Source organism: Streptomyces thermoviolaceus (genome assembly GCF_045209695.1).
Classification (GTDB): Bacteria; Actinomycetota; Actinomycetes; order Streptomycetales; family Streptomycetaceae; genus Streptomyces; species Streptomyces thermoviolaceus.
In genome coordinates, this window is record NZ_CP109280.1 from 5,620,015 (window position 1) to 5,643,665 (window position 23,651).

The window sequence follows — 23,651 nt, forward strand, 5'->3', positions numbered from 1 at the left end:
GCTGTCGGAAGTATCTGCCCTGGGGCAGCCGAGGTCACGTGTCGTGGAATGAATGACGCCGACGCCGCCGTTCCGTCACCAGCGGCCGGCGGCCGGGACCCCACGGCGGGAGGCAGGAGAGCGGCTGACCATGGCCACCCCATCCGACGAGTACACGGGCCAGAGCGCCTGCGGCGACTCCCGTTCGCCGCTGGGCGACTTCCTGCGGACCGAGACCGGCAGTGCGGCCGTCCTGGTGGTGGCGGCGCTGGCCGCGCTGGCGTGGGCCAACGCCGCGCCCGACGTCTACGAGTCGTTCTGGCGGACCCGTCTGTCCGTGGGGCTCGGCACGCACGGACTGTCGCTGTCGCTGCGCGAGTGGGTCAACAGCGGGCTGATGGCGCTGTTCTTCTTCGTGGTCGGCCTGGAGGCCCGCCGCGAGTTCGACATGGGCGAGCTGCGCGACCGCACCCGGCTCGCCCTGCCGCTCGCCGCGGGCCTGAGCGGCATGCTCGTGCCCGTCGTCATCTATCTCGCGCTCAACGCCGGCCAGGCGTCCGCGTCCGGCTGGGGAGCGGCGATGTCGACCGACACCGCCTTCGCCCTCGGCGCGCTGGCCGTCGTCGGGCGCCGCATGCCCAGCGGGCTGCGGGTGTTCATCCTCACCGTCACCGTGGTCGACGACTTCGTCGCCCTGGTCGTCATCGCCGTCGCCTACAGCGAACGGATCGACGTGCCGGCCCTGCTGGCGGCCGTAGGTGTGTTCGTCGTCATCCTGTTCCTGCGTGCCCTCGGGGTGCGCCGGGGTGTGGCCTACGCGGTGCCGGCGGTGGTGGCGTGGGGCGCGCTGGTCGAGTCGGGTGTGGACCCGGTGGTCACCGGCCTCGCGATGGGCCTGCTCACCTACGCCTATCCCGCGAGCCGTGCCGACCTGGAGCACGCCACCGGGCTGTTCCGGAGGTTCCGCGAACAGCCCACGCCGGAGCTGGAGCGTTCGCTGCGGGCCGGACTCGCCTCCGCCCTCTCCCCGAACGAACGACTGCAGGGCCTGTTCCACCCGTGGACGAGCTACGTCGTCGTCCCCCTGTTCGCCCTGGCCAACACCGGCATCGTGCTCGGCGCCGACCAGCTCGCCAGGGCGTTCACCTCACCGGTCGCCCTCGGCATCGTCCTCGGCCTCGTGTGCGGCAAACCCCTGGGCATCGTCGGGGCCACCGCGCTCACCCAGGTGTTCGGGCGCGGCCGGGTGCGGCTGCCGGTCGGCTGGGGCGCCGTGGCCGTGGCCGGAACGCTCGCCGGGTCGGGCTTCACGGTCTCCCTCCTCATCGCCACCCTGGCGTTCGACGGGACCCGGCTGGCCGACGCCAAGACCGGCATCCTGGCCGCGGTGGTCTGCTCCTTCCTGCTCGGCAGACTCCTCACCGCGGTCGTCGCCGCGCTGCCGCGCCGCACCCGGCAGCGGCTGCTGCAGGGCGACGCCGAGTCCATCGTCGACCTGGCGATGCCGGTGGATCCCGACCGGGATCATGTGCGCGGACCGGAGCGGGCACCCGTGACGGTCGTGGAGTACGGCGACTACGAGTGCCCCTACTGCGGGCAGGCCGAGCCGGTGGTCCGTGAGCTGCTCCGCGACTTCGGCGATGTGCGCTACGTATGGCGGCACCTGCCGCTGACCGACGTCCACCTGTTCGCGCAACTGGCGGCACAGGCGGCGGAGGCGGCCGCGGCACAGGGCCGGTACTGGGAGATGCACGATCTGCTGCTCGGCCACCAGGGCGAGCTGCGCCCGGACCAGCTGCGCGACCACGCGGCCGGACTCGGCCTGGACGTGGACAGGTTCGAGCGCGACCTGCGCGCCCCGCACACGGCGGCGCGCGTCGCGGAGGACGTGGAGTCGGCGGACCTCAGCGGGGTCGCGGGCACCCCCACGTTCTTCGTCAACGGCCGTCGGCATCACGGTGCCTACGACATCGCCGGCCTCTCCGCCGCCGTACGGGCGGCACGGGAGCATGCGGTGTCCGGCGCACACTGACACACCTGCCGCGAGCCGTTCGCAGGGCACGCTCCGGACCGGGCCGCATGCCCGGACGACGCACGTGTGAACTCCGGCGCCGTCTCGCGGTCGCGGCGCCTGCGTCGCGACCGCCGCGCATCCCGGCGGTGTCGGCCCGGGTGCTGTGAGGTGGACGCACCGGCTTGCCGAATATATCGGTGCTCGATATATGCTCGGTGCCATGACACAGCGCAATCCGTCCCTGACCGAACCGCAGTACTTCATCCTCGCTGCGCTCATGGACGGCCCCCTGCACGGCTACGGCATCATCAAGGCCGCCGAGCGTGCCACCGACGGGCGGCTCCGGATCGCCGTCGGCACCCTCTACGGCGCGCTGGATCGGCTGGAGCGGGCCGGGCTGGTGGCCGGGGGCGAGGAGGAGATCGTCGACGGACGGGCGCGGCGCTACTACCGGCTCACCGAGGCCGGCCTCGAGGTGCTCGGCCGGGAGGCGCAGCGGATGCAGCAGGCGGCGGCCGTGGTGATCAACCGCACGCGGCAGGCGGGGGTGAACCCGGCGTGAACCGCCTGCTGCTCGCGGTCTACCCCGAGCCCTACCGCTCCCGCCAGGGCAGGGAACTGCTGGACTGCCTGGCCGAGGCGTATCCCGGCCGCGCGATGCCTCCGCCGCGCGAGGTCGTCGCCCTGGTGCGGGAAGGGGTGACGGCCCGCGCCCGCGCCGTCACCGACGACACGGCGCGGCCGTGGTGGCTGGACGGCATCCACCTCGGCGCGCTCGTTCTCGCCGCGCTGGCGCTGGTGCCGTACCTGCAGGACGTGTGGCACTGGGCGCTGCACATCGACCCCGGTCGGCAGGCCATCGCCTTCCACTTCTCCGGCTGGTACCCGTGGGCCGAAGGCCCCGGTACGCGGACACGGCTGCTGCCCTACGGGCTGCTTCCGCTGGTGTGCCTGATCGCACTGCTGCGCGGCAGAGCGTGGATCGCGCTGCCGGCGGCGGCGTCCATGGTGTACGCCGGTGCGACGTACAACGACAGCGCGGTCTTCGGCGGCGAGGGCAAGCTGGGCATGGGCTACTACGGCCTGGGCGCCCCGATCACGGCTCATGACCTGGTGCTCTCCGGGGCGCTGTGCGCCGCGTGCGCCGTGCTGGCGGCCTGCCGTCCGAGCCGGCTGCGCCGCCGCTCCTGCCTCTGGCTGCTCCCTGTCGCCGCCGCCATGTTCGTGGCCGGGACCCTGCACATCAGCGCCGTCAGCCCCGCGTTCCAGCGCGGCCTGTTCGTCCTGGAGATCGCCGCGCTGATCGGCGCGTGGGTGGCGACCGCCGCCACCGGCGACCACCGGTGGCTGGTACCCGTCGCCGCCTTCGCGTCCGTCCGCACCCAGGCCATCGTGCACGAGCCGCACTGGTTCCTGCATTCCCTGCCGGACCTGGTCGTCCTCGTCCTCCTGGTCGCACCCCTGCCCCTTCTGGCGATCACCGCGCAGCACGGACAGAGCCGGATCCTCTGCAGGTAGGACCAACACACCCCGGGGCCGACTACTCCCGCCGCCACGCCGACGCCCCGCCTCCACCGTGTGCCAGGCCCGCACGCGTGTCCGCCCTTCCACCGAGAGAGAAGATGACCCAGCTGGATCCCCCCACCGCGTCCACGTCCGCGCACACCTCCGGTGAGGCCTCGGGAAGCACGTCTGTACCGCCGCCCGCGCGGACGACCCGGCCCCGCATCCCAGCCGTGCTCTGTCTCTGCGCGGTCGTGGCCGTCTACCTGCTCGCGGTCTGCACCCCGTTCGGGCAGCGGGCCGAGAACTCCCTGTTCGTCCCGGCCGGTGGTGGCGGCGGGGCCTGGATGCACGACTGGTCCGGGGTGGCCTACGACTCACACCCCATACCTCCGCTGGACGACAGCGCCATGCCGACCCTGGTGGTGGGGTGCGCCGTCATCGCTGCCGTCGCCCTCGTCCGCAGGTGCCGGCGTCGCGGCTGCCTGGCGGCCGGAGTGGTGGGGCTCACTCTGGTGGGCACGACGGCAGGCAAGGACCATCTTCCCCGCCCCGACCTGGTGCACGCGGACGTCATGCTCGTCGACCCCAGCTTCCCCAGCGGACACGCGGCCGTCCCGGCCGCGCTCACCCTCGGACTCACCCTCGTCGTGTCCGCGCGTGTCCGTCCCTACGTGCTGGTGATCGGCACGACGTGGTTCGCCCTCATCGCCGGAACCGTCCAGGCCATCGGCGACCACCGGCCCAGCGACGTGCTCGGCTCCACCCTGCTGGCCTGCGGCCTGTACGGTCTGGCGGCCCGGCTGCTGCCCGGCGACACACCCCGCGTCGTGAGGTGCCCGCGTGCGCTGACCGCCATCGGCCTGGTACTGGCGGTGGCCGGCGCGGTGGTCGGCGGCGGGCGGAGCGACTCCCTGTCGGGTCCGCTCGTCCACATGGTCACGGCCCTCGCGTGCGTGACCCTGCTGTGGTTCACCGCGGAGAACGGGCCCGCGCCCGCCGAACGCCGCACACGCCCCGCCCGGGGCTGACACCGGCCGCCGAGCATCTACGGGCGCCACCGGGCGAGCAGGTACCGCGACCGGACCGCGGACCGGCCAACGCAGCGGCGCGGTGCCCGTGGTCGCGTCCGGATCCCGCGGTGGCACCGCGTCCCCTCGGGGATGTCGCCCGCCACCGGCGGGAGGTGCCGTCGGGCCGGCGGACCACGTGTCGCCGTGACCCGACGGGACGATACGTGGCCCCACGGCCGGCCACGACGGGACACCCCGGGGGACCGGGCGAGAAAAGCCGACGGGACACCCCGGTGCGGACCGGGCGAGGATCACCGCGCCCGCGCACCGAAGAGGTCCGCATAGCGAGAGGGCAGCTCCTCGCACAGATGCCCGAAACGTTCCTCGCCCACCGCGTCGGCGACCGTGGAGAGCACGGCGCCGACGTCCCACTCGGCGGTCCGCGGCCTGGCGCTGATCTGCTGCGCCACGCGCCGCAGGAACTCCTGCTGGTCGAACGTGTCGGCCCGGCCGCGTTCGAGCAGCAGCGCCTCGTTCAGGGGCGCGGGCAGCTGCTCGGCCAGCTCCTCGGCCTCCTGCGGGCCGACCCGCGCGGCCAGCACCCACAGAACGGCCCAGCTGACCTTCTCGGCCTCGTCCAGACTGCGGTACTCCCCGCGGTCACGCACCCGGTCGAGGAATTCGTCGAGCTTCATCGGTCCTCCCGGGATCGTGCCACACCGTGCCGGGCCCCCGGGTGCCCGACTTGCGCCACCGGAAACGGCACCGCGGCCGGGCACCGCGCAGCACACGTGCCACACCTGCGCATCACGCGTGCATCACACGTGTGCCACGGGGGCCGTCGACGACCGCAGAGTCCGGCAGGACGCCGCCCGCCTCCGGGCCGATGGGTCGTCGGGACCCCCGCGGTGTGGCCGGCTGCCGGACGGGGCACGTGGTGGGCATGGTCGGCGACACGGATGACGTCAGGGAGATACGGCGGGTCGGCACCGGCGGACATCGCGCCGCGCCGCACACCGCCGACCTGCGGATCGAAGCGTGGGCGCCGAGCCGCGAGGGCTGCCTGGCCGAGGCGGCGCGGGGCCTGGTGGAGTCCTTCGCGGACGTCGAGGCGGTACGGCCCACCGCTCTGGAACGCCTTCGGCTCCCCCGGGCGGACGACGCGGACCTGCTGGCGGCGCTGCTGGACGAGGTGGTCTACCGCGTGGAGGTGCACGGGCAGGTGCCCGTCGAGGTGGAGGCCGAGGCAGCGTCCGACGGCGGCCTGGATGTGCGGCTGGGCGTCGTGCCGCTGTCAAAGGTCGAGGTCACCGGTGCGGCGCCGAAGGCGGTGTCCTGGCACGGACTGCACATGGGAGTCGACTCCTACGGCTGGTCGTGCGCCGTGACCGTCGACGTATGAGCCGGTCCGGAAGTGCACGAGCCGGTCCACGGATGCGGTCCATGGACGTATGAGCCGTTCCGCGGGTGCATGAGCCGGTCCGGGCACGGTCCGGAACCACCGGGAGCCCCGCGCCCGGCGGACGGACGCGTCCGGACACGCGGCCGGCCGGTCAGCCCTTGACGACGCCCAGCGGCACCAGCCGTGCCACGATCCGGCACAGACCGGCGCCCTCGCTCGCGGCGACCACCTCGCCCACGTCCTTGTACGCCTCCGGCGCCTCCTCGGTCAGACCCCGCCACGACAGCGGACGCGCCGCGATGCCGTCGCGCTCCAGCCGGTTGCGCAGCTCCCGGCTGCTGATCTTCCGGGCGGCCTCGTGCCGGCTCATCCTGCGGCCCGCGCCGTGACAGGTGGAGAAGAACGCCCCGCCTCCCGCCACCCCGGCCAGCACGTACGAGGCCGTGCCCATCGTGCCGGGGATCAGCACCGGCTGCCCCACCTCGCGCAGATCCTCCGGCAGGTCGGGATGGCCGGGAGGAAACGCCCGGGTGGCCCCCTTGCGGTGCACGCACAGCCGGCGCGGTCGGCCGTCGACCTGATGGGTCTCGATCTTCGCCAGGTTGTGCGAGACGTCGTACACCAGGGACAGCCGACGTCCGGCGACCCGGGCGAAGGCCCGGCGGGCGACGTCGGAGAGCAGCTGGCGGTTGGCCCGCGCGTAGTTCGCGGCCGCGGCCATGGCACCCAGATAGGCCCGGCCCTCCGGGGAGTCGACCGGTGTGCACGCCAGCTGCCGGTCGGGGACGCGGATGCCGTGGCGGGCCATGACCTTGTCCATCGCGCGCACATGGTCCGTGCAGATCTGGTGGCCCAGTCCGCGCGAGCCGCAGTGGATCATCACGCACACCTGGTCCTCGGCGATGCCGAACACTTCGGCGGTGTGCCGGTCGTACACCTCGGCGACCCGCTGCACCTCCATGAAGTGGTTGGCCGAGCCGAGGCTGCCGACCTGCCCGAGCCCGCGCTCCCGCGCCCGGGGTCCGACCTGGTCCGCGTCGGCGTCGGGAACCGCCCCGCCGTCCTCGCAGCGTGCCAGGTCCCGCTCCTCGCCGTGGCCTTCCTCCACGGCGTGGCGTGAGCCGCCGCGCAGCAGCCGTTCCAGCTGACGCGGGCCGGTCAGCCGCCACACTCCGCCGGGTCCCGCGCCCCGCGGCACGCTGCGGTCCAGGACGTCCATGATCTTCTCCAGCATGGGAGCGACCTCGGCCCGGGCGCAGTCCGCGGCCAGCAGACGCACCCCGCAGGAGATGTCGAAGCCGACCCCGCCCGGCGACACCACACCGCCCTCGTCGATCGCGGTGGCCGCCACCCCGCCGATGGGGAAGCCGTAGCCCCAGTGGATGTCCGGCATGGCGTAGGAGGCGGTGACGATGCCCGGCAGGGTGGCCACATCGGCCACCTGGGTCAGCGACTTCTCGGCGTCGGCGAGCAGGTCCCGGGTCGCGAACACGACGCCCGGCACCCGCATGTCCCCCTCCGGGACGATACGGAAGCGGTACCGGTCTTCCTGGACGAGTTCCATCGCGATCGCGTCCTCCTGGGCGCGGGTGCCGGCCGGACGGGCCGCACAGGCTCCACGGGCCGGTTCAGCCGTCCGAGCCGCTCCTCGCGTAGGCCTCGTAGCCCTCCTCCTCCAGCCGGTCGGCCAGGTCGGGTCCGCCGGAGTCGACGATCCGGCCCTCGGAGAAGACATGCACGTGGTCGGGGCGGACGTACCGGAGGATCCGCGTGTAGTGGGTGATCAGCAGCGTGGCGACCTCCCCGGTGGCGCGCACCCGGTTGACGCCCTCGCTGACCACGCGCAGCGCGTCGATGTCCAGGCCGGAGTCGGTCTCGTCCAGGATGGCGATCTTCGGGCGCAGCAGTTCCAGCTGGAGGATCTCGTGGCGCTTCTTCTCCCCGCCGGAGAAGCCCTCGTTGACGTTGCGCTGGGCGAAGGCCGGGTCGATCTGCAGGCGCTCCATCGCCTCCCGGACCTCCTTCATCCAGGTGCGCAGCCGCGGGGCCTCGCCCCGGACCGCCGTGGCCGCCGCCCGCAGGAAGTTGGCCATGGTCACACCGGGCACCTCGACCGGGTACTGCATGGCGAGGAACACCCCGGCCCTGGCCCGCTCGTCGACCTTCATCGACAGCAGGTCCTCGCCGTCCAGGGTGACGGAGCCGGAGGTGATCACATACTTGGGGTGGCCGGCCAGGGCGTAGGCGAGGGTGGTCTTGCCGGAGCCGTTCGGCCCCATCACGGCGTGGGTCTCGCCCTGCCGCACGGTCAGGTCGACGCCGCGGAGGATCTCCCGCGGCCCGTGGTCGGTCAGCACCTGGCAGTGCAGGTCGTGGATGGCCAGGGTCGCCATGGCGCCCCACCTCCTCCGTACGCCTCCCGGGGCGTCGGCCGGGCGCGGGGCCGACGGCTCCGCGGGGCGGGCCGTTCCTCCGGTCGCGGGTTGCCTTCCCACCCAGTATCGGCCCTACGACGGCAGGGTTCACACACGGGAGCGCGCGGTGGGCGGGCGGCGGAGCGGGACGACCGCGCGTGTCCGGCGACGACCGGCAAGCGGCAGGGAAGCGGCCGGCCCCGCCGGACGGTACCGGCATAACCGGCCGCCGCGGCGGGTGTGTCACGGGGCGACGCGTGTGCCGCCGAAGGTGACGACCGGCTCGCCGGACGAGGAGAACGACCAGAGCAGGGAGCCGGAGCAGGACGAGCACCTGTCCGGCTTGGTGCGGAGGTCCGAGCCGTCGTCGGTGTTGTGGTGGGAGACGTCGTAGCGGAAGACGTTGCCGGTGCCGGTGGTCGGCTGCGCGGCGAAGCCGTCGGCGTCCTCCCCGTCACAGTCCGGTGGCGTGCGACTCGAACGAGGTTTGATGTGAACGTGCCGATGATGGAGCTCGGACAGGGTGCGGACTGGTGCCGTCGGTTCCAGGCAGGCGGAGCGGGGCCGAGCGCGAAGGCCGCTACCCGGATCGCTGTTCCCCGGACGTCGACGCGTCCTCAGGGGGCTCCTCGTGGTCGAGCAGATGGCCCGTCCGGTCGCAGATCAGGTGGCCGACCAGCGCACCGCCGTAGACCACGAACCCCGCGCCGATCAGCCAGGACTCGACGACCAGGATGGTGCCGATCGCGCCGTAGCTCAGCGCCTGGGTCACGATCAACGGCGTGAACACGAGGTACGAGAAGGCGCGCAGACCCACCAGGCCGACCATCGTGGCGACCGCCCCGGGGAACAGCAGCCGCCAGCGCACCTGACGGCCGAGAAGGAAGTGCGGCCCCCACCAGAAGAACAGCACACCGGTGCCGAGGCTCATCAGCATGCGCTCATTGCCGGCGAGCACCGTACGGGTCTGCACTTGCACGTACAGATAGACCGTCAGCACGCCCAGCCAGACCGCCTGCCGCCAGATCCGGTGCCACGGCCCCGAGGGCAGCCGCCACACGCGCTCGTACCCGTTCTGCACGCTGGCGGCGAACGACAGGCCGAACACGGCGAGCAGCAGACCGCCCCACAGGCTCGTGGTGCTCACCGCCCGGTGCGGCGGGCCGAAGACCTGCGTGAGCACCTCGGCGGACCTGCCGGACAGATCCATGCCGTCCACCAGCCACAGCGCGAACCCGCCGTGGTCGTAGGGGGCTGCCGCGGCGACGACGATGAGCAGCGGGGCCAGCGTGACCAGGGCGAGCGTGGCGAAGCCCAGGGCCCTGTGCATCAGTTCCAGTTGTTTCCCGCGCCGGTAGAGCTCGACCGCCCAGAACGTGCGCGGTGTCGGACGTGACATGCGGCGGCGTCTCCTCTCCGGGCCGCGTCCACCCGCGCGGCCGCGTTCGCTGTCCATCATCGTCACGTCCGGCGGCGCACCCCCGCGGTGTCATGCCCGCCGTGACGGAGGTGGCGGCCGGTGCTCGTGTTGCGCCCGGGTGCGCCGACCGACCGGCGTGCGGCGGGCGGTGACGGGGAGTCGGATGTGCATGGCGCGGTCATGACAATCCTGTGCGCCTCAGAGAACGACCGCCGCTCACCACCTCGCGCAGCCGATGGCGAGGAGGGCGCCGGCGCCCCGACCGCCTGGCGCCCTCCGTCCTGCCCTCACCGGGAGCGGGCACGCCTCGTCTGCGCCCGGTTCGCCTTGCGCAGGGCGTCCAGCAGCTCGCCCTTGGACATGTGCGAGCGGCCCTCGATGCCGAGCTGCTGCGCCAGGCCGTACAGGTGCTGCTTGGACGCGCTCTCGTCCACGCCCTCGCCGCTGCGCCCGCCCTGGCCGCGGGGCCGGGCCGACCGCGGATCGGAGGGGCCCTTGCGGCCGTGCTCCTTGCGCTCCCAGTGGTCGCCGACCTTCTCGTACTTGTGCTTCAGCGCGCCGTACGCCACCCGGTGCGCCCGTTCGCCCTCGCCGTAGGTCTCGACGGCCGAGTCGTGCGCCTTGATCCAGGTGCGCTGAGCGTCCTGGGAGGAGCGCTCCAGCGTCGACGGCAGTTCCTGTCGTCCGGGCACGGACATCCACCTCCGTCGCGAGCTGATCTTTGCGCTGGTCGGGTGCCCGGCGCGGGCGGCCGGAAACCGGCCGTGCCCCTGCCCCGCACCGGGTTTGGCGGGCCCGGGCACCGGCTACCCGCGCCATGTGAGCAGGAGACGTACGACGACATGGGCGACCTCGCAACAGGATCAGCAGGAACTCGTCCAGTACCTGGAGGACCGGTTCGCCTGCGCGCAGGCGTGCACCGAGTGCGCCCGTGCCTGCGCCTTGCGCGCCAGCCTGGTGGATCCCGGCGGGAACGGTGAGCAGGAACTCGTGCGCCGCCGCGGGATCATGTGCGCGGAGGTGTGCGACGCGACCTGCCGGATGCTCTCGGAGCAGAGTACCCAGGACGAGGCGGGCATCCGCGCCCAGGTGGGCTGGTGCCTGAGCGTGTGCCTGGAGAGCGCGCACGTCTTCGACCGGAACCCGGGCGCGGAGCAGACCGCGGACGCGTGCCGCACCTGTGCCAAGGCGTGCGGGGAGTTCATGGCGACGCTGGACTGACCGCGCGACGGCCCGTGGGCTGCGACCGCGCGACGCCTGTGTGCCCGTGTGCTGATCGTCCCGGTGCCTGCCGAGGCGTTCCCCGCGTGGCGCGCCGTGCCGCCGTAGGCTCGCGGCGTGCTGGAGACCATCGTCTGCGACGCCGGTGAGACCCTCGTCCGTGACGACCGCTACTGGGCCTCCTGGGCGGACTGGCTGCGCGTCCCGCGCCACACCCTGTCGGCGCTGGTGGGGGCCGTCGTCGCGCAGGGCCAGGACGCCGCCGAGGCCCTGCGGCTGGCACGACCGGGCATCGACGTGGCCGCCGAGTGGCGGGCCCGGGAAGCCGCCGGCCAGGGTGAACGACTCGACGAGAGCGATCTGTACGAGGACGTACGGCCGGCCCTGTCGGCGCTCCGGGCGCGCGGGGTGCGGATCGTCGTCGCGGGCAACCAGTCGGCCCGTGCGGGAGAGATGCTGCGCCGCCTGCGCCTGCCCGCGGACCTCGTCGTGATGTCCGGGGAGTGGGGCGTGGCCAAGCCGCAGCCCGAGTTCTTCGCCCGGGTGCTGCGCGCGGCGCGGAGTCCGGCCGAGCGCACGCTGTACGTCGGCGACCACCCGGTCAACGACGTCTTTCCCGCCAAGGCGGCCGGCCTGCGCACGGCGCACATCCGGCGCGGGCCCTGGGGACATCTGTGGGCGGACGACCCGGAGGTCGTCGCGGCGGCCGACTGGCGCATCGAGCGCCTCACGGAGCTGATCGGCATCGTCGACGACGGGTGATCCGTGCCGAGGGCCCTCGTGGGGCCGGCGACGCCGACTCCGCGCCGAGTCCCTTCAGGCCGGCGGCGGACGAGTGTTCCGCCTCCTCCAGGTCTGCGGCGGACGAGCGTTCCGTCCCCTCCGGGCCGGCGGCGGGGGCGTTGCTCCCGCCTCGGCCCGTCTCCCCGGTCCCCGGTGGTCCGTCGGCCCGGACGGTGGTCGGGCGACGGTCGATTTGGCCCCCGCGTGGCCCACTGCCCAGGATCAGCGGACCGGCGCTCGTGGGCGCCCTCGCGGGGTGAAACGGAACGTACGCCTCCGCTCGCCGCACCGGAAGCCCCATGCGGGTGTGTCGCCGCTCACACAGGGGTCGCGGCGTCGGATGCGGGCCTTTCGCGTGCACGATCCCTGCGGGTCTGCTCCTCATGCAGGCCGACGCGACGACGAGCCGCGTCGGCACCGCCTGAAGGCCGGGCGCGGTGACGCTGGAAGGCCGCCGTCGAGCCGGCTGCGATGCCGGCCGGGACGACGCCGAGCGGCTACGCCGTGGCCGTCGCCGCGAGCAGGTGTCGCCGACATCCGACGGCCTCCGCTCCGGAACGGTGTCCACCGGTGCGGTTCGGAGCATCCTGGTACCCCGAGGCGCCGGCTGCGGTGGTCGGCGAACCGGCTGGGCCGTTCCGCGCACACGGCATCACTGCCGTCTGCGGCATCGAGTCGCGTGGATTCCTGCTCGGCGCTGCAACGGCCGTCCAGCTCGGCGTCGGCTTCGCCGCGATACGTCCTCGGCTCGCTGCGGGAGTCGATGCCCGCGGCGTGGAGGAGTTCCTGCTCCGTCCGCCGGCCCACCCGGTGCTCGTACCGGCGCGCGAGCTGCTGTGGCAGCGCGTGGCGCAACGGGCGTACGCGACTGTGCCTCCGTACGCCCACGAGCTGTACGGACGGCCGGCGCCCGCCTCCGAGACCGTCACCCGTCGCCTGCGTACCACGGGCACCCTGCTGCGCCGCATTCCCGCACGTCCGCGCCGGCCACTGCCGCCCGAACACGTCCTGCGAGCGGTGGCCGGACCCGGGCCCGAGGCGCGTCCGGCACCGTACAAAGCGGGACGCGATCCCGCCATACTGGACCAGGGTCCGCCGAGCGCACCGGACCGGCATCGGGACACCACCCCGGGGTGGTCCGCCGGACAGGCCGACGGCGTGGCCTGAGGGAGGGGCACACGGCGACGGGGGCAACGGTGCGATGGCGGACATCCGGCTGATCCAGGGCCGTTACCGGCTGCTCGCGCCGATCGGGCGCGGCGGCATGGGGGAGGTGTGGCGGGCCCGGGACGAGGCACTGGGCCGGCAGGTCGCGGTGAAGTGCCTCAAGCCGCTCGGTCCGCACGACGACCGGTCCGGCACGCGTGTGGTGCGTGAACGGTTCCGACGCGAGGCCCAGGTGGCCGCCGCCCTCCAGCACCGCGGGGTCACCGTGGTGCACGACTTCGGCGAGTGCGACGGCGTGCTCTACCTCGTCATGGAACTGCTCGACGGCCGTGATCTGAGCCGGCTGATGGAGGACAACCGGCACCGTCCGCTGCCGGTCGCGGACGTCGTCGACATCGGCGAACAGATCGCCGCCGCACTCGACTACACCCACCGTCGCGGCATCGTCCACCGTGACCTGAAACCGGCGAACATCGTCCGTCTGTCCGACGGCACGGTGAAGATCTGCGACTTCGGCATCGCCCGCCTCGGCCGGGACACCGGCTTCACCACCCGGCTCACCGGCACCGGCATCGCCATGGGCACCCCGCACTACATGTCGCCCGAGCAGATCGCCGGTCGGGAGGTCGACCGGCGCAGCGACCTGTATGCGCTGGGCTGTGTGCTGTACGAACTCGCCACCGGGACACCGCCGTTCGGCCAGGACGACCCCTGGGCCGTGCTGCTCGCCCACCGCGACACCCCGCCGCCCCCGCCGCGCCGCCACCGCGCCGACCTGCCCGGTCCGCTGGAACAGCTCATCCTCGACCTGCTCGCCAAGTCCCCGGAGCAACGTCCCGGCGACGCCCGCGAGGTGGCCCGCCGCCTGACCGCCGCCCGCACCACCACGGCCGTCCCGGCCGCGGCCGCCGCGGAGCACCGGCTCCCGGCACGGCCCGGCCCCGGCGCGACGGACGGACCGCCGGCGGTCCGGCGCACCGGGGCGAGACTGCCGTCGTGGACGCGGCACCTGCCCGCCGAGCCCGCCGGGGACCAGGAACGCACGACCTCGGACGACGGCGGCAGGGACGCCCCGGCGGCGGAGACGCTCCGGGTCCTCGCCGACCGGCATCGCGCCGCCCTGGACCTCGGGCGGCGGGGCCGCTGGGCCGAGGCCGGCACGGTGCTCCGCACGGTCACCGCCGAACGCACCCGGCTGCTGGGCGCCGACCACCCCGAGACCCTCGCCGCCCGTTACCAGATGGCCTTCACCCTCAGCCGCACCGGACGCCCGGCCGACGCCCTGCGCGAGTACAAGCACGTGGCCCGGGCCCGGATCCGCACCCTCGGCCCCGACCATCCCGAGACCCTCGCCGCCCGCCAGGAGATGGGATACGTCCTGGGACAGCTGGGGCGTCATGCCGACGCGCACCAGGTGTACACGGCCGTGCTCGCGGCCCGGGAGCGCACCATGGGCGCCGACCATCCCGACACCCTGCGCTGCCGGCACAACCTCGCCTTCGCCCTCGGCCGCCTCGGCCGGCTGGCGGACGCCTACCGGATGGCCCGCGAGGTCGCCGAGGCCCGCGCCCGTGTCCTGGGCCCCGAGCACCCGGACACCCTGGTCACCCGCTACGAGGTCGCCTACGTGCTCGGCCAGCTGGGCCGCTGGGCCGAGGCCCTCGACACCTACCGCGAGGTCGCCGAGGCCCGCGCCCGCGTCCTGGGCCCCGACCACCCGGACACCCTGGCCGCCCGCTACGAGACCGGCATCAGCCTGGGCCGGCTCGGTCGCAGCGAGGAGGCGCTCGCGCTCTACCGTGAGCTGATCGAGGACCGCGCCCGGGTGCACGGCCCCGAGCACCCCGAGACCCTGCGCGCCCGTCACGGTCTCGGCGTCAACCTCGGTCGGCTCGGCCGCTGGGAGGAGGCCCTGGCCGAGTCCCGTGAGGTGTGCGCGATCCGTGTCCGCGTTCTCGGCCCCCGGCACCCGGACACTCTGGTCAGCCGCCGCGAGGTGGCGGTGGCGCTGGGCTGGCTCGGCCGCTGGGACGAGGCGCTCACCGAGTACCGCGCGGTCGCCGACGCCCGCGAGCGCGTCCTCGGCCCCGGCCACCCCGACACCCTCACCAGCCGCGAGGACGAGGCCCACTGTTTGAAGCAGCTCGGCCGCACCACCCAGGCCCACGAACTGCACCGCCGGGTGGAGGCGCTGCGGCAGGCGGCACGGACACCCTGAGTGCCGCCCGCCCCTCTGGCCGACGGGGATCACCCCGTGCTACCAAGAACCATGCGCACACACCAGGCACCGGGCAGCGCAGGCCGTTACGACGCCGTCGTCGTCGGCGGGGGCCACAACGGCCTGGTCGCCGCCGCGTACCTCGCCCGCGCCGGGCGGTCGGTGCTGGTCCTGGAACGGCTCGCGCACACCGGCGGCGCGGCCGTGTCCACCCGCCCGTTCCCCGGTGTGGACGCCCGGCTGTCCCGCTACTCCTACCTGGTCAGCCTGCTGCCGAAGAAGATCGTCGAGGATCTCGGCCTGGATCTGCGGCTGCGTCCCCGGGGCATCTCCTCCTACACCCCCACCGAACGCGACGGCCGGCCCACCGGGCTGCTCGTGGGCGGCGGTGAGGAACGCACCCGCGCCGCCTTCGCCCGCCTCACCGGCTCCGACCGCGAGTGGGAGGCCTGGCGGCGCTTCTACGGCATGACCGGCCAGGTCGCCCGCCGGGTCTTCCCCACGCTCACCGAGCCGCTGCCGACCCGCGCGGACCTGCGTCGCCGGATCGACGACGAGGACGCCTGGCGCATGCTGTTCGAGGAGCCGATCGGGGTGGCGATCGAGCGCTTCTTCGCCGACGACCTGGTGCGCGGTGTGGTCCTCACCGACGCGCTGATCGGCACCTTCGCCGACGCCCACGACGCCTCCCTGGTGCAGAACCGCTGCTTCCTCTACCACGTGATCGGCGGCGGCACCGGGGCCTGGGACGTGCCGGTCGGCGGCATGGGCGCGCTGACCGACGCGCTCGCGGACGCGGCCCGCGCGGCGGGCGCCCGCATCGCCACCGGGCACGAGGTGGTCCGGGTGTGGTCCGACGGTCGCGAGGCCGAGGTCGCCTACCGGACACCCGACGGCGCCGACGCCACGGTCGGCGCCCGCCACGTCCTGGTGAACGCCTCACCCGAGGAGCTGGCCGCCCTGACCGGCCGGACGCCGCCCGAGCCCGCCGAGGGCGCCCAGCTGAAGGTGAACATGCTGCTCACCCGGCTGCCCCGGCTCCGCGACACCTCGGTGGATCCGCGCGAGGCCTTCTCCGGCACCTTCCACATCGCCGAGGGCTACGAGCAACTGGCCGCCGCTCATGCCCAGGCCGCCGCCGGCGAGCTGCCCTCCGCCCCGCCGTCGGAGATCTACTGCCACTCCCTGACCGACCCGAGCATCCTCGGCCCGGGCCTCGCGGCGCGGGGCTTCCACACGCTCACTCTGTTCGGTCTGCACACCCCGGCGCGGCTCTTCGCCCGGGACAACGACGCGGTGCGGGACGAACTGCTGAAGTCGACGCTCGCGCAGCTCGACGCCCACCTCGCCGAACCGCTCGCCGACTGTCTCGCCACGGACGCCGAGGGCCGGCCCTGCATCGAGGCCAAGACGCCGCTGGACCTGGAGCGCGATCTGCGCCTGCCCGGCGGAAACATCTTCCACCGGCCGCTGAGCTGGCCGTACGCGACGGAGGGCACCGGCCGCTGGGGAGTGGAGACGCAGCATCCGAACGTGTTGCTGTGCGGTGCGGGCGCGGTGCGCGGCGGCGGGGTCAGCGGAGTGCCGGGGCACAATGCGGCCATGGCGGTGTTGGCAGGGCAGCCGGCCTGAATGCCTCTCCCGGCAGGGGGCACTCCGTCTGGGTGAGGGTCGTCCCGCCGTCCGGTGCGGGCTGTCGCACAGCCGCCCGCAGCGACGGCAGGGCGCACACCACCGGGCCGCCCACGGCGGCCGTCTCACCTGCCACGGAGGTTCCCATGGCCGACCTGAGCCCGATCGACCTGCAGAAGGCACTCAGCGGCGCGGACTACCCGACCGACAAGCACCACCTGGTCGAGCGTGCCCGGCAGAACAAGGCCAATGACAAGATCGTCAGGAAATTGGACAATCTGAAGCAGGATCACTTCGACGGACCCAACGAGGTGCAGCGGGCCGTCTTCAACGAGTGACGTTCCGCACCGGCCCCCGACCGCCGTATCGGCCCGCACTCGCCGAGGGCGACTCACCCCGGGTGAGCGCCCCCGGCGAGTGCAACGCTCACCGGCTCGTCAGATCGGCCGACGGCCGGTCGCGGCGCAGGCACATCGGTGGGCCGGTGTGTTCCGCACGGCCCGCGCGGAACACACCTGGGGCCGTCACTGCGGCTTGAAGGAGCGGATCTGGTAGTTCCCCATCAGGTTGCCGCCCGCACCGGCCGGGGTGGAGCCGACACGGTTCTTGTAGTTGGTCGACTTGTAGTACTGCACCCGGTGGCCGGTCGAGTTCCACACCGAGCGGACGTTCTCTCCCCGCCGGATGAAGGAGCAGTCGTCGGCGGTGTTGGCCTTCTGCTTCTGCTTCCACTGGCAGCGGGTCCCGCTACCGCTCCAGCCGCTGTAGATGCAGAAGTAGCCCGGGGTGCAGTTGTAGGCGGCCGCCGTCCGGGCCGGGGTCGCGGTCACGGTCGGCGCCGCGGTCGCGGCCGGTACGGTGCCGTAAGCGGCGGCCAGGGCCGCTGAGGCGACGGCGAACGAGCGGATGGCACTCATGCCACGCATGGAACATCTCCTTTCCCTCCCCACGGCACCGGTGAGCCGGTGCGCCCGACGGGGAGGACCCAGTGGTCTTCGCTGGAGACCTCAGAACGAGGACGCCACAACGCCGCGCAGCGAATCAGAAGAATGCGGGTGATTCCCCCATGTAGGGGAATTGCGCCGGTGGTTCGGGTTTCTGTCGGTGTGCCTGCGTGTGCGCCCGCCCGCGCCGGTCCGCGCCCGCGAACGACGGGGGTGCGTCATACTGGCATGAAAGGTGCGAAACGCCCGGCGAGCCCGCGGAGGCCCAGCCATGCACGACCACACCGAGAACGGGGCTCACGTCACGGCACGCGGCCCGCACGACGACGCACCCGAACTCGATCCGACTGAGGCTCGCGGAGCACCTGCTGAGCCTCAGGCACCGGACGACGGCGAGCCCGCACCGCAGGACGCCCCCGGCGCCTACGCGGACGAGGACGACGGGGGAGCGGTGCAAGCGGCGGCAGACGCGGGCGATGACCGTGTCGTCGCCCGCGAGGAGAACGCCCCGTCCGCCGGCACAGCAGCACAGCCGGCAGGTGCCGCGCCCGGCGAGGCCTGCGACGTCTTCCTCGACGTTCCGCTGCTGAAGGTCGACGAGATCGACCTTGAGGTGGAGGATCTGCGGGCGCGGGTCTCCCTCCAGGCCGAGGTGCTGGACCTGCTGAAACTGAACGTGGGCGCCGACGTCGTGCTCGGCCGGGTGCACCTGGGCATCTCGGGCGTGGAGGCCCAGGCCCGGCTCACGGTGCGCCTCGACAACGTCGCCTCGATCATCAACCGCGTCCTCACCACGCTCGACCGCAACCCGGAGATCCTGCGGGAACTGGCCCGTGGGGTCGGATCCGCGGTCCAGGACGTCGGCGGCGGGGCCCGTCAGGCCGTGGGCGAACTCGGCACGGGCGCGGGCCGGGCCGTCGAGGACGTGGGTCGCGGCGCCGGGTCGGCGGTGGAGGACGTCGGGCGGGGCGCCGAGTCGGCGGTGGGGGACGTGGGCCGGGGCGCAGGATCCGCGGTGGGGGACGTGGGCCGGAGCGCCGGATCCGCGGTCGAGGGTGTCGGGCGGGGCGCCGGTGGCGCGGTGACGGATGTGGGCCGGGGTGTCGGTGCGGGCGTCGAGGGTGCCGCCGAAGACGTCGGAGCGGCCGTCCAAGGGGTGAGCGGCGGGGCCGAGGCAGCCGTCGGGGACGTCGCGCGCGAGGCGGGGAACGTCGCCGGGAGTGCCGGTGACGTCGCCGGGAGCGCCGGTGGCGTCGTCGAGGGTTCGGCCGGGGAAGCCACCGGGGGCACCCGGCGCGGCGTCGGCGGTGAGCGTGGTCGCGGTGTGCGGAGCCAGGGAGGTGCCCGCTCCCGCCGTCTGCGTGCCGAGGGCAGGCGGGACGACGGGACGGCCGAGACACCACGAAAGCCCTCGCGGCCCGCACGCAGGTCCGTGCGGGACCGCGACGAGCCGCCCTGAACGCACGGACGGCAGCCCGACCTCGAGTTCCGGTCCACGGTCCGGGCGCAGCGGCTCCGCTTCGCCGAGGAGCCGCGCACGGCCGTCCGCTTCCACGGCACCGGCGAGCGGGCATCGGTGTCCCGCAGCGAGCGCACCGGTCTGCCCGGCACGGTGGAAGCAGGGCGGGACTACCGCCGGGTCACCGTCGCCTACCGCCTCGCGACCGGGCTCACCGCAGGACCGGAGCGCCACCTGACCGGAGGGCCGGAGTGCCACCGGGGCAGGCAGGACGACGGGGAGCCCGACCAGGACGGCCGGGAGAACCGGCGGCACCCCGAGTGAGGCGTGCGCACGGCAGAGCGGGCCCGGCGGAACCGGACGAACCCGGCTGCCCGGGCCTGACGCCGGTGCGCCGCCGGGGAGCCGGATCGCCGAGGCCCGCACAGGCCGGACCCTGTCGTTCGAGAGAACTCAGTCGGCCGATGCCGTCCAGCCGTCGGCCGTCACCCGGGCGGCGTCGGCCGGGCGGGCTTCGTCGAAGACGACCCGGCCGTGCGACTGCACGCGCTGACGGTCGACATAGGCACCGCGGCCCACGTACAGCCGGTCCGTCGTGTACCGCCAGCGCACCACCAGGTTGTCGGCGGCCGGGAGTGCGGCGTCCGCCGTGTGCCAGACCCGGCCGGAGAACCCGGTGGCGGTGCCCTCCGGATGCTGCTGCGGGCGCTCGCCCCGGCGGGTGGTGGTGAAGGGCACCGGCTGCCAGGTGGTACCGCCGTCGGAGCTGGCCTCCAGGACGAGGAGGTCCGACCGGGGTTCGGTGTCCCACCACAGGGAGCAGTGCAGGTGTGCGCCGCCCCGGGAGGTGTCCAGCGCGGGCAGGGCGAGCGTGGCCGTGGTGTCGTTCGCCATTCCGGAGAACCACGCCGTGCGGCCCTGCTCCGGGCGGACCGCCACGGCCCGCGCCAGGTCGTCGCCGGCGGCCACGCGGGGCGCGGACCCGGAACGCCATGTGCGCACGGGGTGGACGGAGTTGCCGAGGACGATCAGAAAGGTGTCCGTGGTCGGGTCGAGGACCAGCGAGGTGCCGGTGAAGCCGGTGTGGCCCGCGGTCCGCGGGGTGGCCATGGCACCCATGTACCAGTGCTGGTACAGCTCGAAGCCCAGGCCGTGGTTGTCACCGGGGAAGTCGGTGTTGAAGTCGGTGAACATCATCTCCACCGACTCCGGCCGCAGGATGCGCGCCCTGCCGTAGACACCGCCGTTGAGCAGGGTGCGGGCCAGCACCGCCAGATCCCAGGCGCAGGAGAACACACCCGCGTGACCGGCCACCCCGTTCAGGCTGTAGGCGTTCTCGTCGTGGACCTCGCCCCACACCAGGCCCCGGTCCAGCGCCGACCACGGCTTGCGTGCGTACTCGGTGGCGGCGATGAACGGCTTCCAGGAGGCGGGCGGGTTGTACCGGGTGCGGCGCAGGCCGAGCGGGCCGGCGATCTCCTCGGCCAGCAGCACGTCCAGCGTGCGCCCGGTGATCTTCTCCAGGACCAGCTGAAGCGTGATCATGTTCAGGTCCGAGTACACGTACGCGGTGCCCGGCGGGCTCTGCGGCGGCTCGTTCCAGATCATCTCCAGCTTCTGCTCGTACGTCGGCGCGTCGTACAGCGGCAGGTCCGGCTGGAAACCCGAGGTGTGCGTGAGCAGCTGGCGGATCGTCACGTCCTGCTTGCCGGCCCGCCCGAAGTCCGGCAGATGGCTCGCGACCCTTCCCTCCAGCTCCAGCTTCCCGCGCTCGATCTGCTGCACGGCCAGGATCGAGGTGAACAGCTTCGACAGGGAGGCGAGGTCGTAGACGGTGTTCCGGGTCGCCGGGATCTGCTGCTCGCGCGGGAACTCCACGGCGGTGTCGGTCGCCTCGTCGTACGAGGAGTAGCGCACCGCCATGCCGATCGGTTCGTGCAGGGCCACCGTGCCGCCGCGCCCGGCGAGCAGGACGGCACCCGCATACCACGGGTGCACGGGGGACGGGCCGAGGAACGCCTTGGCGTCGGCGACGAGTCGGTCCAGAGGGCCGGAGAGCAGTCCGGCGCGTTCGGGTGAGCCGTACCGCAGGGTGGGCCGGGAGGCCGCCGACGCGGGCGAGGCCGCGGCCGGGCTCAGCGGGAGGGCTGCCGCCAGCCCCAGCGCCCCGCCCAGCACCAGGGTCATGCGACCCAGTTGGCGGCGCGTCATTCCGCTCTCGTCTCTGTCCGCCGTGCCGTCGGCCATGGTGGGTCCTCCTGTCGTGCTGACTGAAATTAACTTTCGCCGCATGGGATGTGCGGTGAAACTTTCCGTCGGGTCGGCCGTGTTGTCAACGGTGCCGTCGCACGCCACATGTGACCGCGTGTCGGCTGAGGCAGCACGTGCACCGGGCGGGCAAGGGCGCGGGAGCACCGGCGGTCCACCCGCCGACGGACGTGGAAGTCCCGCGCCGACCGCTTGACCCGCGGAGCGCCGGACCCGAGGATCCTGGTCATGACGCCTCGCCACGGCAGCACCATCGACGCGGTTCTGCGGCGCAGTGCCCGGCGGACCCCCGCCCGGACCGCCCTCGAGTACCGCGACCGCCACCGGACGTACGCCGAGCTGGACGACGCCGTCTCCCGCGCCGCGAGCGTCCTGCTGGACCAGGGGCTTGCCCCGGGCGACCGGGTCGCCGCCTACGGGCACAACTCCGACGCCTACCTGATCGCCTTCCTGGCCTGTTCCCGCGCCGGCCTGGTGCACGTGCCGGTCAACCAGAACCTCACCGGCGAGGACCTCGCCTACATCCTTCGCCAGTCCGGCAGCGCGCTCGTCCTCACCGACCCGGATCTCGCGGACCGACTGCCGTCCGCCGTACCGGCGCTGCCGTTGCGCGACACGGACGACTCGCTGCTCGCCCGCCTGGCGGACGCCCCACCGTACGACGGCCCCGAACCGGGCAGCGAGGACCTGGTGCAGCTGCTGTACACCTCGGGCACCACCGCGCTGCCCAAGGGCGCGATGATGACGCACCGCGCTCTGGTGCACGCGTATCTCAGTGCCATCACCGCCCTCGATCTGCGCGCGGACGACCGGCCCGTGCACGCCATGCCGCTCTACCACTCGGCGCAGATGCACGTGTTCCTGCTGCCCTGTCTCGCCGTCGGAGCCGTCAACATCGTCCTCGACGCGCCCGACGGCGACCGGATCCTGGACCTGATCGAGGCGGGCCGGGTGGACAGCCTGTTCGCGCCGCCCACGGTGTGGATCGGCCTGGCCGGCCGTCCCGACTTCGCCGAACGGAACCTGGAGGGGCTGCGCAAGGCGTACTACGGCGCCTCGATCATGCCGGTCCCGGTCCTCGACCGGCTGCGCACCCGCCTGCCGGACCTGGCCTTCTACAACTGCTTCGGCCAGAGCGAGATCGGCCCCCTGGCCATGGTGCTGGGCCCCGACGAGCACGAGGGACGGCTCGACTCCTGCGGCCGGCCGGTGCTGTTCGTGGAGGCCCGGGTGGTGGACGCCGACGGCAAGGACGTGCCCGACGGCACACCCGGCGAGATCGTCTACCGTTCCCCGCAGCTGTGCGAGGGGTACTGGGACAAACCCGAGGAGACGGCGGAGGCCTTCCGCGACGGCTGGTTCCGCTCCGGAGACCTCGCGGTGCGCGACGCCGACGGCTACCACACCGTCGTGGACCGGGTGAAGGACGTCATCAACTCCGGTGGTGTGCTGGTGGCGTCCCGGCAGGTCGAGGACGTCCTCTACACACACCCGGCGGTCGCCGAGGCCGCGGTGGTGGGCCTGCCCGACGACCGGTGGATCGAGGCCGTGACGGCGTTCGTCGTCCCGCGCGGCGAGGTCACGGAGGAGGAACTGATCGCCCACGCCCGCGCACACCTCGCCGGTTTCAAGACGCCCAAGCGGGTGCACTTCGTCACCGAACTCCCGCGCAATGCCAGCGGAAAGATCCTCAAACGCCAGCTGCGGGAGCGATGCGCCGTACGGTAGGCCCCCCGGGGGCGCGGGCAGGCCGCGATGCGGCAGGACGGAGCCCATGCCGACGAACGACAGTCCCGACGACGGCCCTCCTGTTCCGGGCCCGGTGTTCGGGCCGGGGGCACCGCTGCGTCTGCGGCCGTGGCGCAGGCAGGACGCCGCCGTGCCGGCCGCGCTGCACCGGGACGACGCCCTGCGCCGCTGGGCGGGCGCGGGCATCGACGACGAGGCGAGCGCGGCCCGCTGGATCGAGGCACAGCGCCGGCACCGGCAGGCCGGGGACCGGTTCGCCTTCGCGGTCGTGGAGGCCGGCCCGGCGGGGGAGCGGATCCTGGGCCACGTCGTGGTGCAGGACCTCGCCCCCGACAGCCCCTCCGCGCGTGTCGGCTACTGGACCGCGGCCGCGGCGCGCGGCCGGGGCATGGCGACCGGAGCGCTGACGGCGCTCACCGACGGGGCGTTCGCCATCTTCGCCGCGCGGGGACCGACCCGCCTGGA

The 23,651-nt window shown here is 73.6% G+C and carries 20 protein-coding genes and 3 pseudogenes; 15 read left to right on the top strand and 8 right to left on the bottom strand.

What is annotated here, in order from left to right; translation table 11 throughout:
- The first annotated feature begins 130 nt into the window (after positions 1–130).
- The 4 genes from nhaA to OG899_RS24560 all read left to right on the top strand — a co-directional run bounded on the left by nhaA (position 131) and on the right by OG899_RS24560 (position 4,527).
- Positions 131–2,011, top strand: a complete 1,881-nt coding sequence (nhaA, locus tag OG899_RS24545; protein ID WP_406311156.1) for a Na+/H+ antiporter NhaA — start codon at positions 131–133, stop codon at positions 2,009–2,011.
- Positions 2,012–2,213: 202 nt separating this feature from the next.
- Positions 2,214–2,555, top strand: a complete 342-nt coding sequence (locus tag OG899_RS24550; protein WP_125499972.1) for a PadR family transcriptional regulator — start codon at positions 2,214–2,216, stop codon at positions 2,553–2,555.
- The gene (locus OG899_RS24555; RefSeq protein ID WP_406311157.1) at positions 2,552–3,511 is read left to right on the top strand and encodes a hypothetical protein; all 960 of its coding nucleotides are present in this window, start codon (positions 2,552–2,554) and stop codon (positions 3,509–3,511) included. Before OG899_RS24550 ends, OG899_RS24555 begins: the two co-directional genes overlap by 4 nt.
- A 218-nt stretch (positions 3,512–3,729) precedes the next feature.
- On the top strand, positions 3,730–4,527 hold the full coding sequence (locus tag OG899_RS24560) for a phosphatase PAP2 family protein (RefSeq protein ID WP_189427592.1): 798 nt from the start codon (positions 3,730–3,732) through the stop codon (positions 4,525–4,527).
- Between the two features lie 293 nt (positions 4,528–4,820).
- Here the strand turns inward: OG899_RS24560 and OG899_RS24565 are convergent, their stop codons facing one another.
- Positions 4,821–5,204 (bottom strand): DUF2267 domain-containing protein, encoded by a 384-nt coding sequence (locus OG899_RS24565; RefSeq protein ID WP_125499975.1) that lies wholly within the window; start codon positions 5,202–5,204, stop codon positions 4,821–4,823.
- Between the two features lie 248 nt (positions 5,205–5,452).
- Here OG899_RS24565 and OG899_RS24570 point away from each other — a divergent pair, with 248 nt between their 5' ends.
- The gene (locus tag OG899_RS24570; protein WP_125499976.1) at positions 5,453–5,911 is read left to right on the top strand and encodes an archease; all 459 of its coding nucleotides are present in this window, start codon (positions 5,453–5,455) and stop codon (positions 5,909–5,911) included.
- A 151-nt stretch (positions 5,912–6,062) separates the two neighbouring features.
- Here OG899_RS24570 and OG899_RS24575 read toward each other — a convergent pair whose 3' ends face one another.
- The 5 genes and pseudogenes from OG899_RS24575 to OG899_RS24595 form a co-directional block, all read right to left on the bottom strand.
- Positions 6,063–7,475 carry an RtcB family protein gene (locus OG899_RS24575; protein WP_125499977.1) on the bottom strand — a complete coding sequence of 471 codons (1,413 nt, stop codon included), beginning with the start codon at positions 7,473–7,475 and terminating at the stop codon, positions 6,063–6,065.
- Between the two features lie 64 nt (positions 7,476–7,539).
- Complete coding sequence (sufC, locus tag OG899_RS24580) at positions 7,540–8,304, bottom strand: Fe-S cluster assembly ATPase SufC (protein WP_125499978.1); 765 nt, start codon at positions 8,302–8,304, stop codon at positions 7,540–7,542.
- A 357-nt stretch (positions 8,305–8,661) separates the two neighbouring features.
- Positions 8,662–8,787: pseudogene (locus tag OG899_RS24585) on the bottom strand (right-handed parallel beta-helix repeat-containing protein); the annotation flags it as partial.
- A 118-nt stretch (positions 8,788–8,905) separates the two neighbouring features.
- Positions 8,906–9,724 carry a ribonuclease BN gene (locus OG899_RS24590; protein ID WP_125499979.1) on the bottom strand — a complete coding sequence of 273 codons (819 nt, stop codon included), beginning with the start codon at positions 9,722–9,724 and terminating at the stop codon, positions 8,906–8,908.
- A 308-nt stretch (positions 9,725–10,032) separates the two neighbouring features.
- Positions 10,033–10,437 (bottom strand): ChaB family protein, encoded by a 405-nt coding sequence (locus OG899_RS24595; RefSeq protein WP_125499980.1) that lies wholly within the window; start codon positions 10,435–10,437, stop codon positions 10,033–10,035.
- A gap of 127 nt (positions 10,438–10,564) precedes the next feature.
- On the opposite strand from OG899_RS24595, the gene OG899_RS24600 reads away from it, so the two are divergent.
- From OG899_RS24600 to OG899_RS24625, 6 genes and pseudogenes are all read left to right on the top strand, one after another.
- Positions 10,565–10,966, top strand: coding sequence for a ferredoxin (locus OG899_RS24600; RefSeq protein WP_125499981.1), 402 nt, complete (start codon positions 10,565–10,567; stop codon positions 10,964–10,966).
- 120 nt (positions 10,967–11,086) lie between these two features.
- Complete coding sequence (locus OG899_RS24605) at positions 11,087–11,728, top strand: HAD family hydrolase (RefSeq protein ID WP_125499988.1); 642 nt, start codon at positions 11,087–11,089, stop codon at positions 11,726–11,728.
- Between the two features lie 747 nt (positions 11,729–12,475).
- Positions 12,476–12,916: pseudogene (locus OG899_RS24610) on the top strand (DUF2236 domain-containing protein); the annotation flags it as partial.
- 34 nt (positions 12,917–12,950) lie between these two features.
- Positions 12,951–15,134, top strand: a complete 2,184-nt coding sequence (locus OG899_RS24615; RefSeq protein WP_168131195.1) for a tetratricopeptide repeat-containing serine/threonine-protein kinase — start codon at positions 12,951–12,953, stop codon at positions 15,132–15,134.
- Between the two features lie 51 nt (positions 15,135–15,185).
- Positions 15,186–16,766, top strand: coding sequence for an NAD(P)/FAD-dependent oxidoreductase (locus OG899_RS24620; RefSeq protein ID WP_125499983.1), 1,581 nt, complete (start codon positions 15,186–15,188; stop codon positions 16,764–16,766).
- A 146-nt stretch (positions 16,767–16,912) separates the two neighbouring features.
- Positions 16,913–17,104 (top strand): DUF2795 domain-containing protein, encoded by a 192-nt coding sequence (locus OG899_RS24625; RefSeq protein ID WP_125499984.1) that lies wholly within the window; start codon positions 16,913–16,915, stop codon positions 17,102–17,104.
- A gap of 186 nt (positions 17,105–17,290) precedes the next feature.
- Here OG899_RS24625 and OG899_RS24630 read toward each other — a convergent pair whose 3' ends face one another.
- Positions 17,291–17,683 (bottom strand): peptidase inhibitor family I36 protein, encoded by a 393-nt coding sequence (locus OG899_RS24630; protein ID WP_125499989.1) that lies wholly within the window; start codon positions 17,681–17,683, stop codon positions 17,291–17,293.
- A 298-nt stretch (positions 17,684–17,981) separates the two neighbouring features.
- On the opposite strand from OG899_RS24630, the gene OG899_RS24635 reads away from it, so the two are divergent.
- Both OG899_RS24635 and OG899_RS24640 read left to right on the top strand, forming a co-directional pair.
- On the top strand, positions 17,982–19,169 hold the full coding sequence (locus tag OG899_RS24635; RefSeq protein ID WP_168131196.1) for a hypothetical protein: 1,188 nt from the start codon (positions 17,982–17,984) through the stop codon (positions 19,167–19,169).
- A 117-nt stretch (positions 19,170–19,286) separates the two neighbouring features.
- Positions 19,287–19,493, top strand: a complete 207-nt coding sequence (locus tag OG899_RS24640; protein ID WP_185867956.1) for a hypothetical protein — start codon at positions 19,287–19,289, stop codon at positions 19,491–19,493.
- 129 nt (positions 19,494–19,622) lie between these two features.
- On the opposite strand, the gene OG899_RS24645 is transcribed toward OG899_RS24640, so the two are convergent.
- On the bottom strand, positions 19,623–21,416 hold the full coding sequence (locus OG899_RS24645) for a serine hydrolase domain-containing protein (protein ID WP_125500130.1): 1,794 nt from the start codon (positions 21,414–21,416) through the stop codon (positions 19,623–19,625).
- 249 nt (positions 21,417–21,665) lie between these two features.
- On the opposite strand from OG899_RS24645, the gene OG899_RS24650 reads away from it, so the two are divergent.
- The gene (locus tag OG899_RS24650) at positions 21,666–23,165 is read left to right on the top strand and encodes an acyl-CoA synthetase (protein ID WP_189427586.1); all 1,500 of its coding nucleotides are present in this window, start codon (positions 21,666–21,668) and stop codon (positions 23,163–23,165) included.
- A gap of 46 nt (positions 23,166–23,211) precedes the next feature.
- Positions 23,212–23,643 (top strand): annotated as a pseudogene (locus tag OG899_RS24655) (GNAT family N-acetyltransferase); the annotation flags it as partial.
- Positions 23,644–23,651 lie beyond the last annotated feature (8 nt).

What these genes read in the sequence shown, in the direction of transcription:
- OG899_RS24575 (WP_125499977.1), bottom strand. Translation starts at nt 7,475, where the DNA reads ATGGAACTCGTCCAGGAAGACCGGTACCGCTTCCGTATCGTCCCGGAG.
- OG899_RS24550 (WP_125499972.1), top strand. Translation starts at nt 2,214, where the DNA reads ATGACACAGCGCAATCCGTCCCTGACCGAACCGCAGTACTTCATCCTC.
- OG899_RS24570 (WP_125499976.1), top strand. Translation starts at nt 5,453, where the DNA reads ATGGTCGGCGACACGGATGACGTCAGGGAGATACGGCGGGTCGGCACC.
- OG899_RS24635 (WP_168131196.1), top strand. Translation starts at nt 17,982, where the DNA reads ATGCACGACCACACCGAGAACGGGGCTCACGTCACGGCACGCGGCCCG.
- OG899_RS24625 (WP_125499984.1), top strand. Translation starts at nt 16,913, where the DNA reads ATGGCCGACCTGAGCCCGATCGACCTGCAGAAGGCACTCAGCGGCGCG.
- OG899_RS24620 (WP_125499983.1), top strand. Translation starts at nt 15,186, where the DNA reads ATGCGCACACACCAGGCACCGGGCAGCGCAGGCCGTTACGACGCCGTC.
- OG899_RS24590 (WP_125499979.1), bottom strand. Translation starts at nt 9,724, where the DNA reads ATGTCACGTCCGACACCGCGCACGTTCTGGGCGGTCGAGCTCTACCGG.
- OG899_RS24645 (WP_125500130.1), bottom strand. Translation starts at nt 21,416, where the DNA reads ATGGCCGACGGCACGGCGGACAGAGACGAGAGCGGAATGACGCGCCGC.
- OG899_RS24650 (WP_189427586.1), top strand. Translation starts at nt 21,666, where the DNA reads ATGACGCCTCGCCACGGCAGCACCATCGACGCGGTTCTGCGGCGCAGT.
- sufC (WP_125499978.1), bottom strand. Translation starts at nt 8,304, where the DNA reads ATGGCGACCCTGGCCATCCACGACCTGCACTGCCAGGTGCTGACCGAC.
- OG899_RS24565 (WP_125499975.1), bottom strand. Translation starts at nt 5,204, where the DNA reads ATGAAGCTCGACGAATTCCTCGACCGGGTGCGTGACCGCGGGGAGTAC.
- OG899_RS24615 (WP_168131195.1), top strand. Translation starts at nt 12,951, where the DNA reads ATGGCGGACATCCGGCTGATCCAGGGCCGTTACCGGCTGCTCGCGCCG.
- nhaA (WP_406311156.1), top strand. Translation starts at nt 131, where the DNA reads ATGGCCACCCCATCCGACGAGTACACGGGCCAGAGCGCCTGCGGCGAC.
- OG899_RS24630 (WP_125499989.1), bottom strand. Translation starts at nt 17,683, where the DNA reads ATGAGTGCCATCCGCTCGTTCGCCGTCGCCTCAGCGGCCCTGGCCGCC.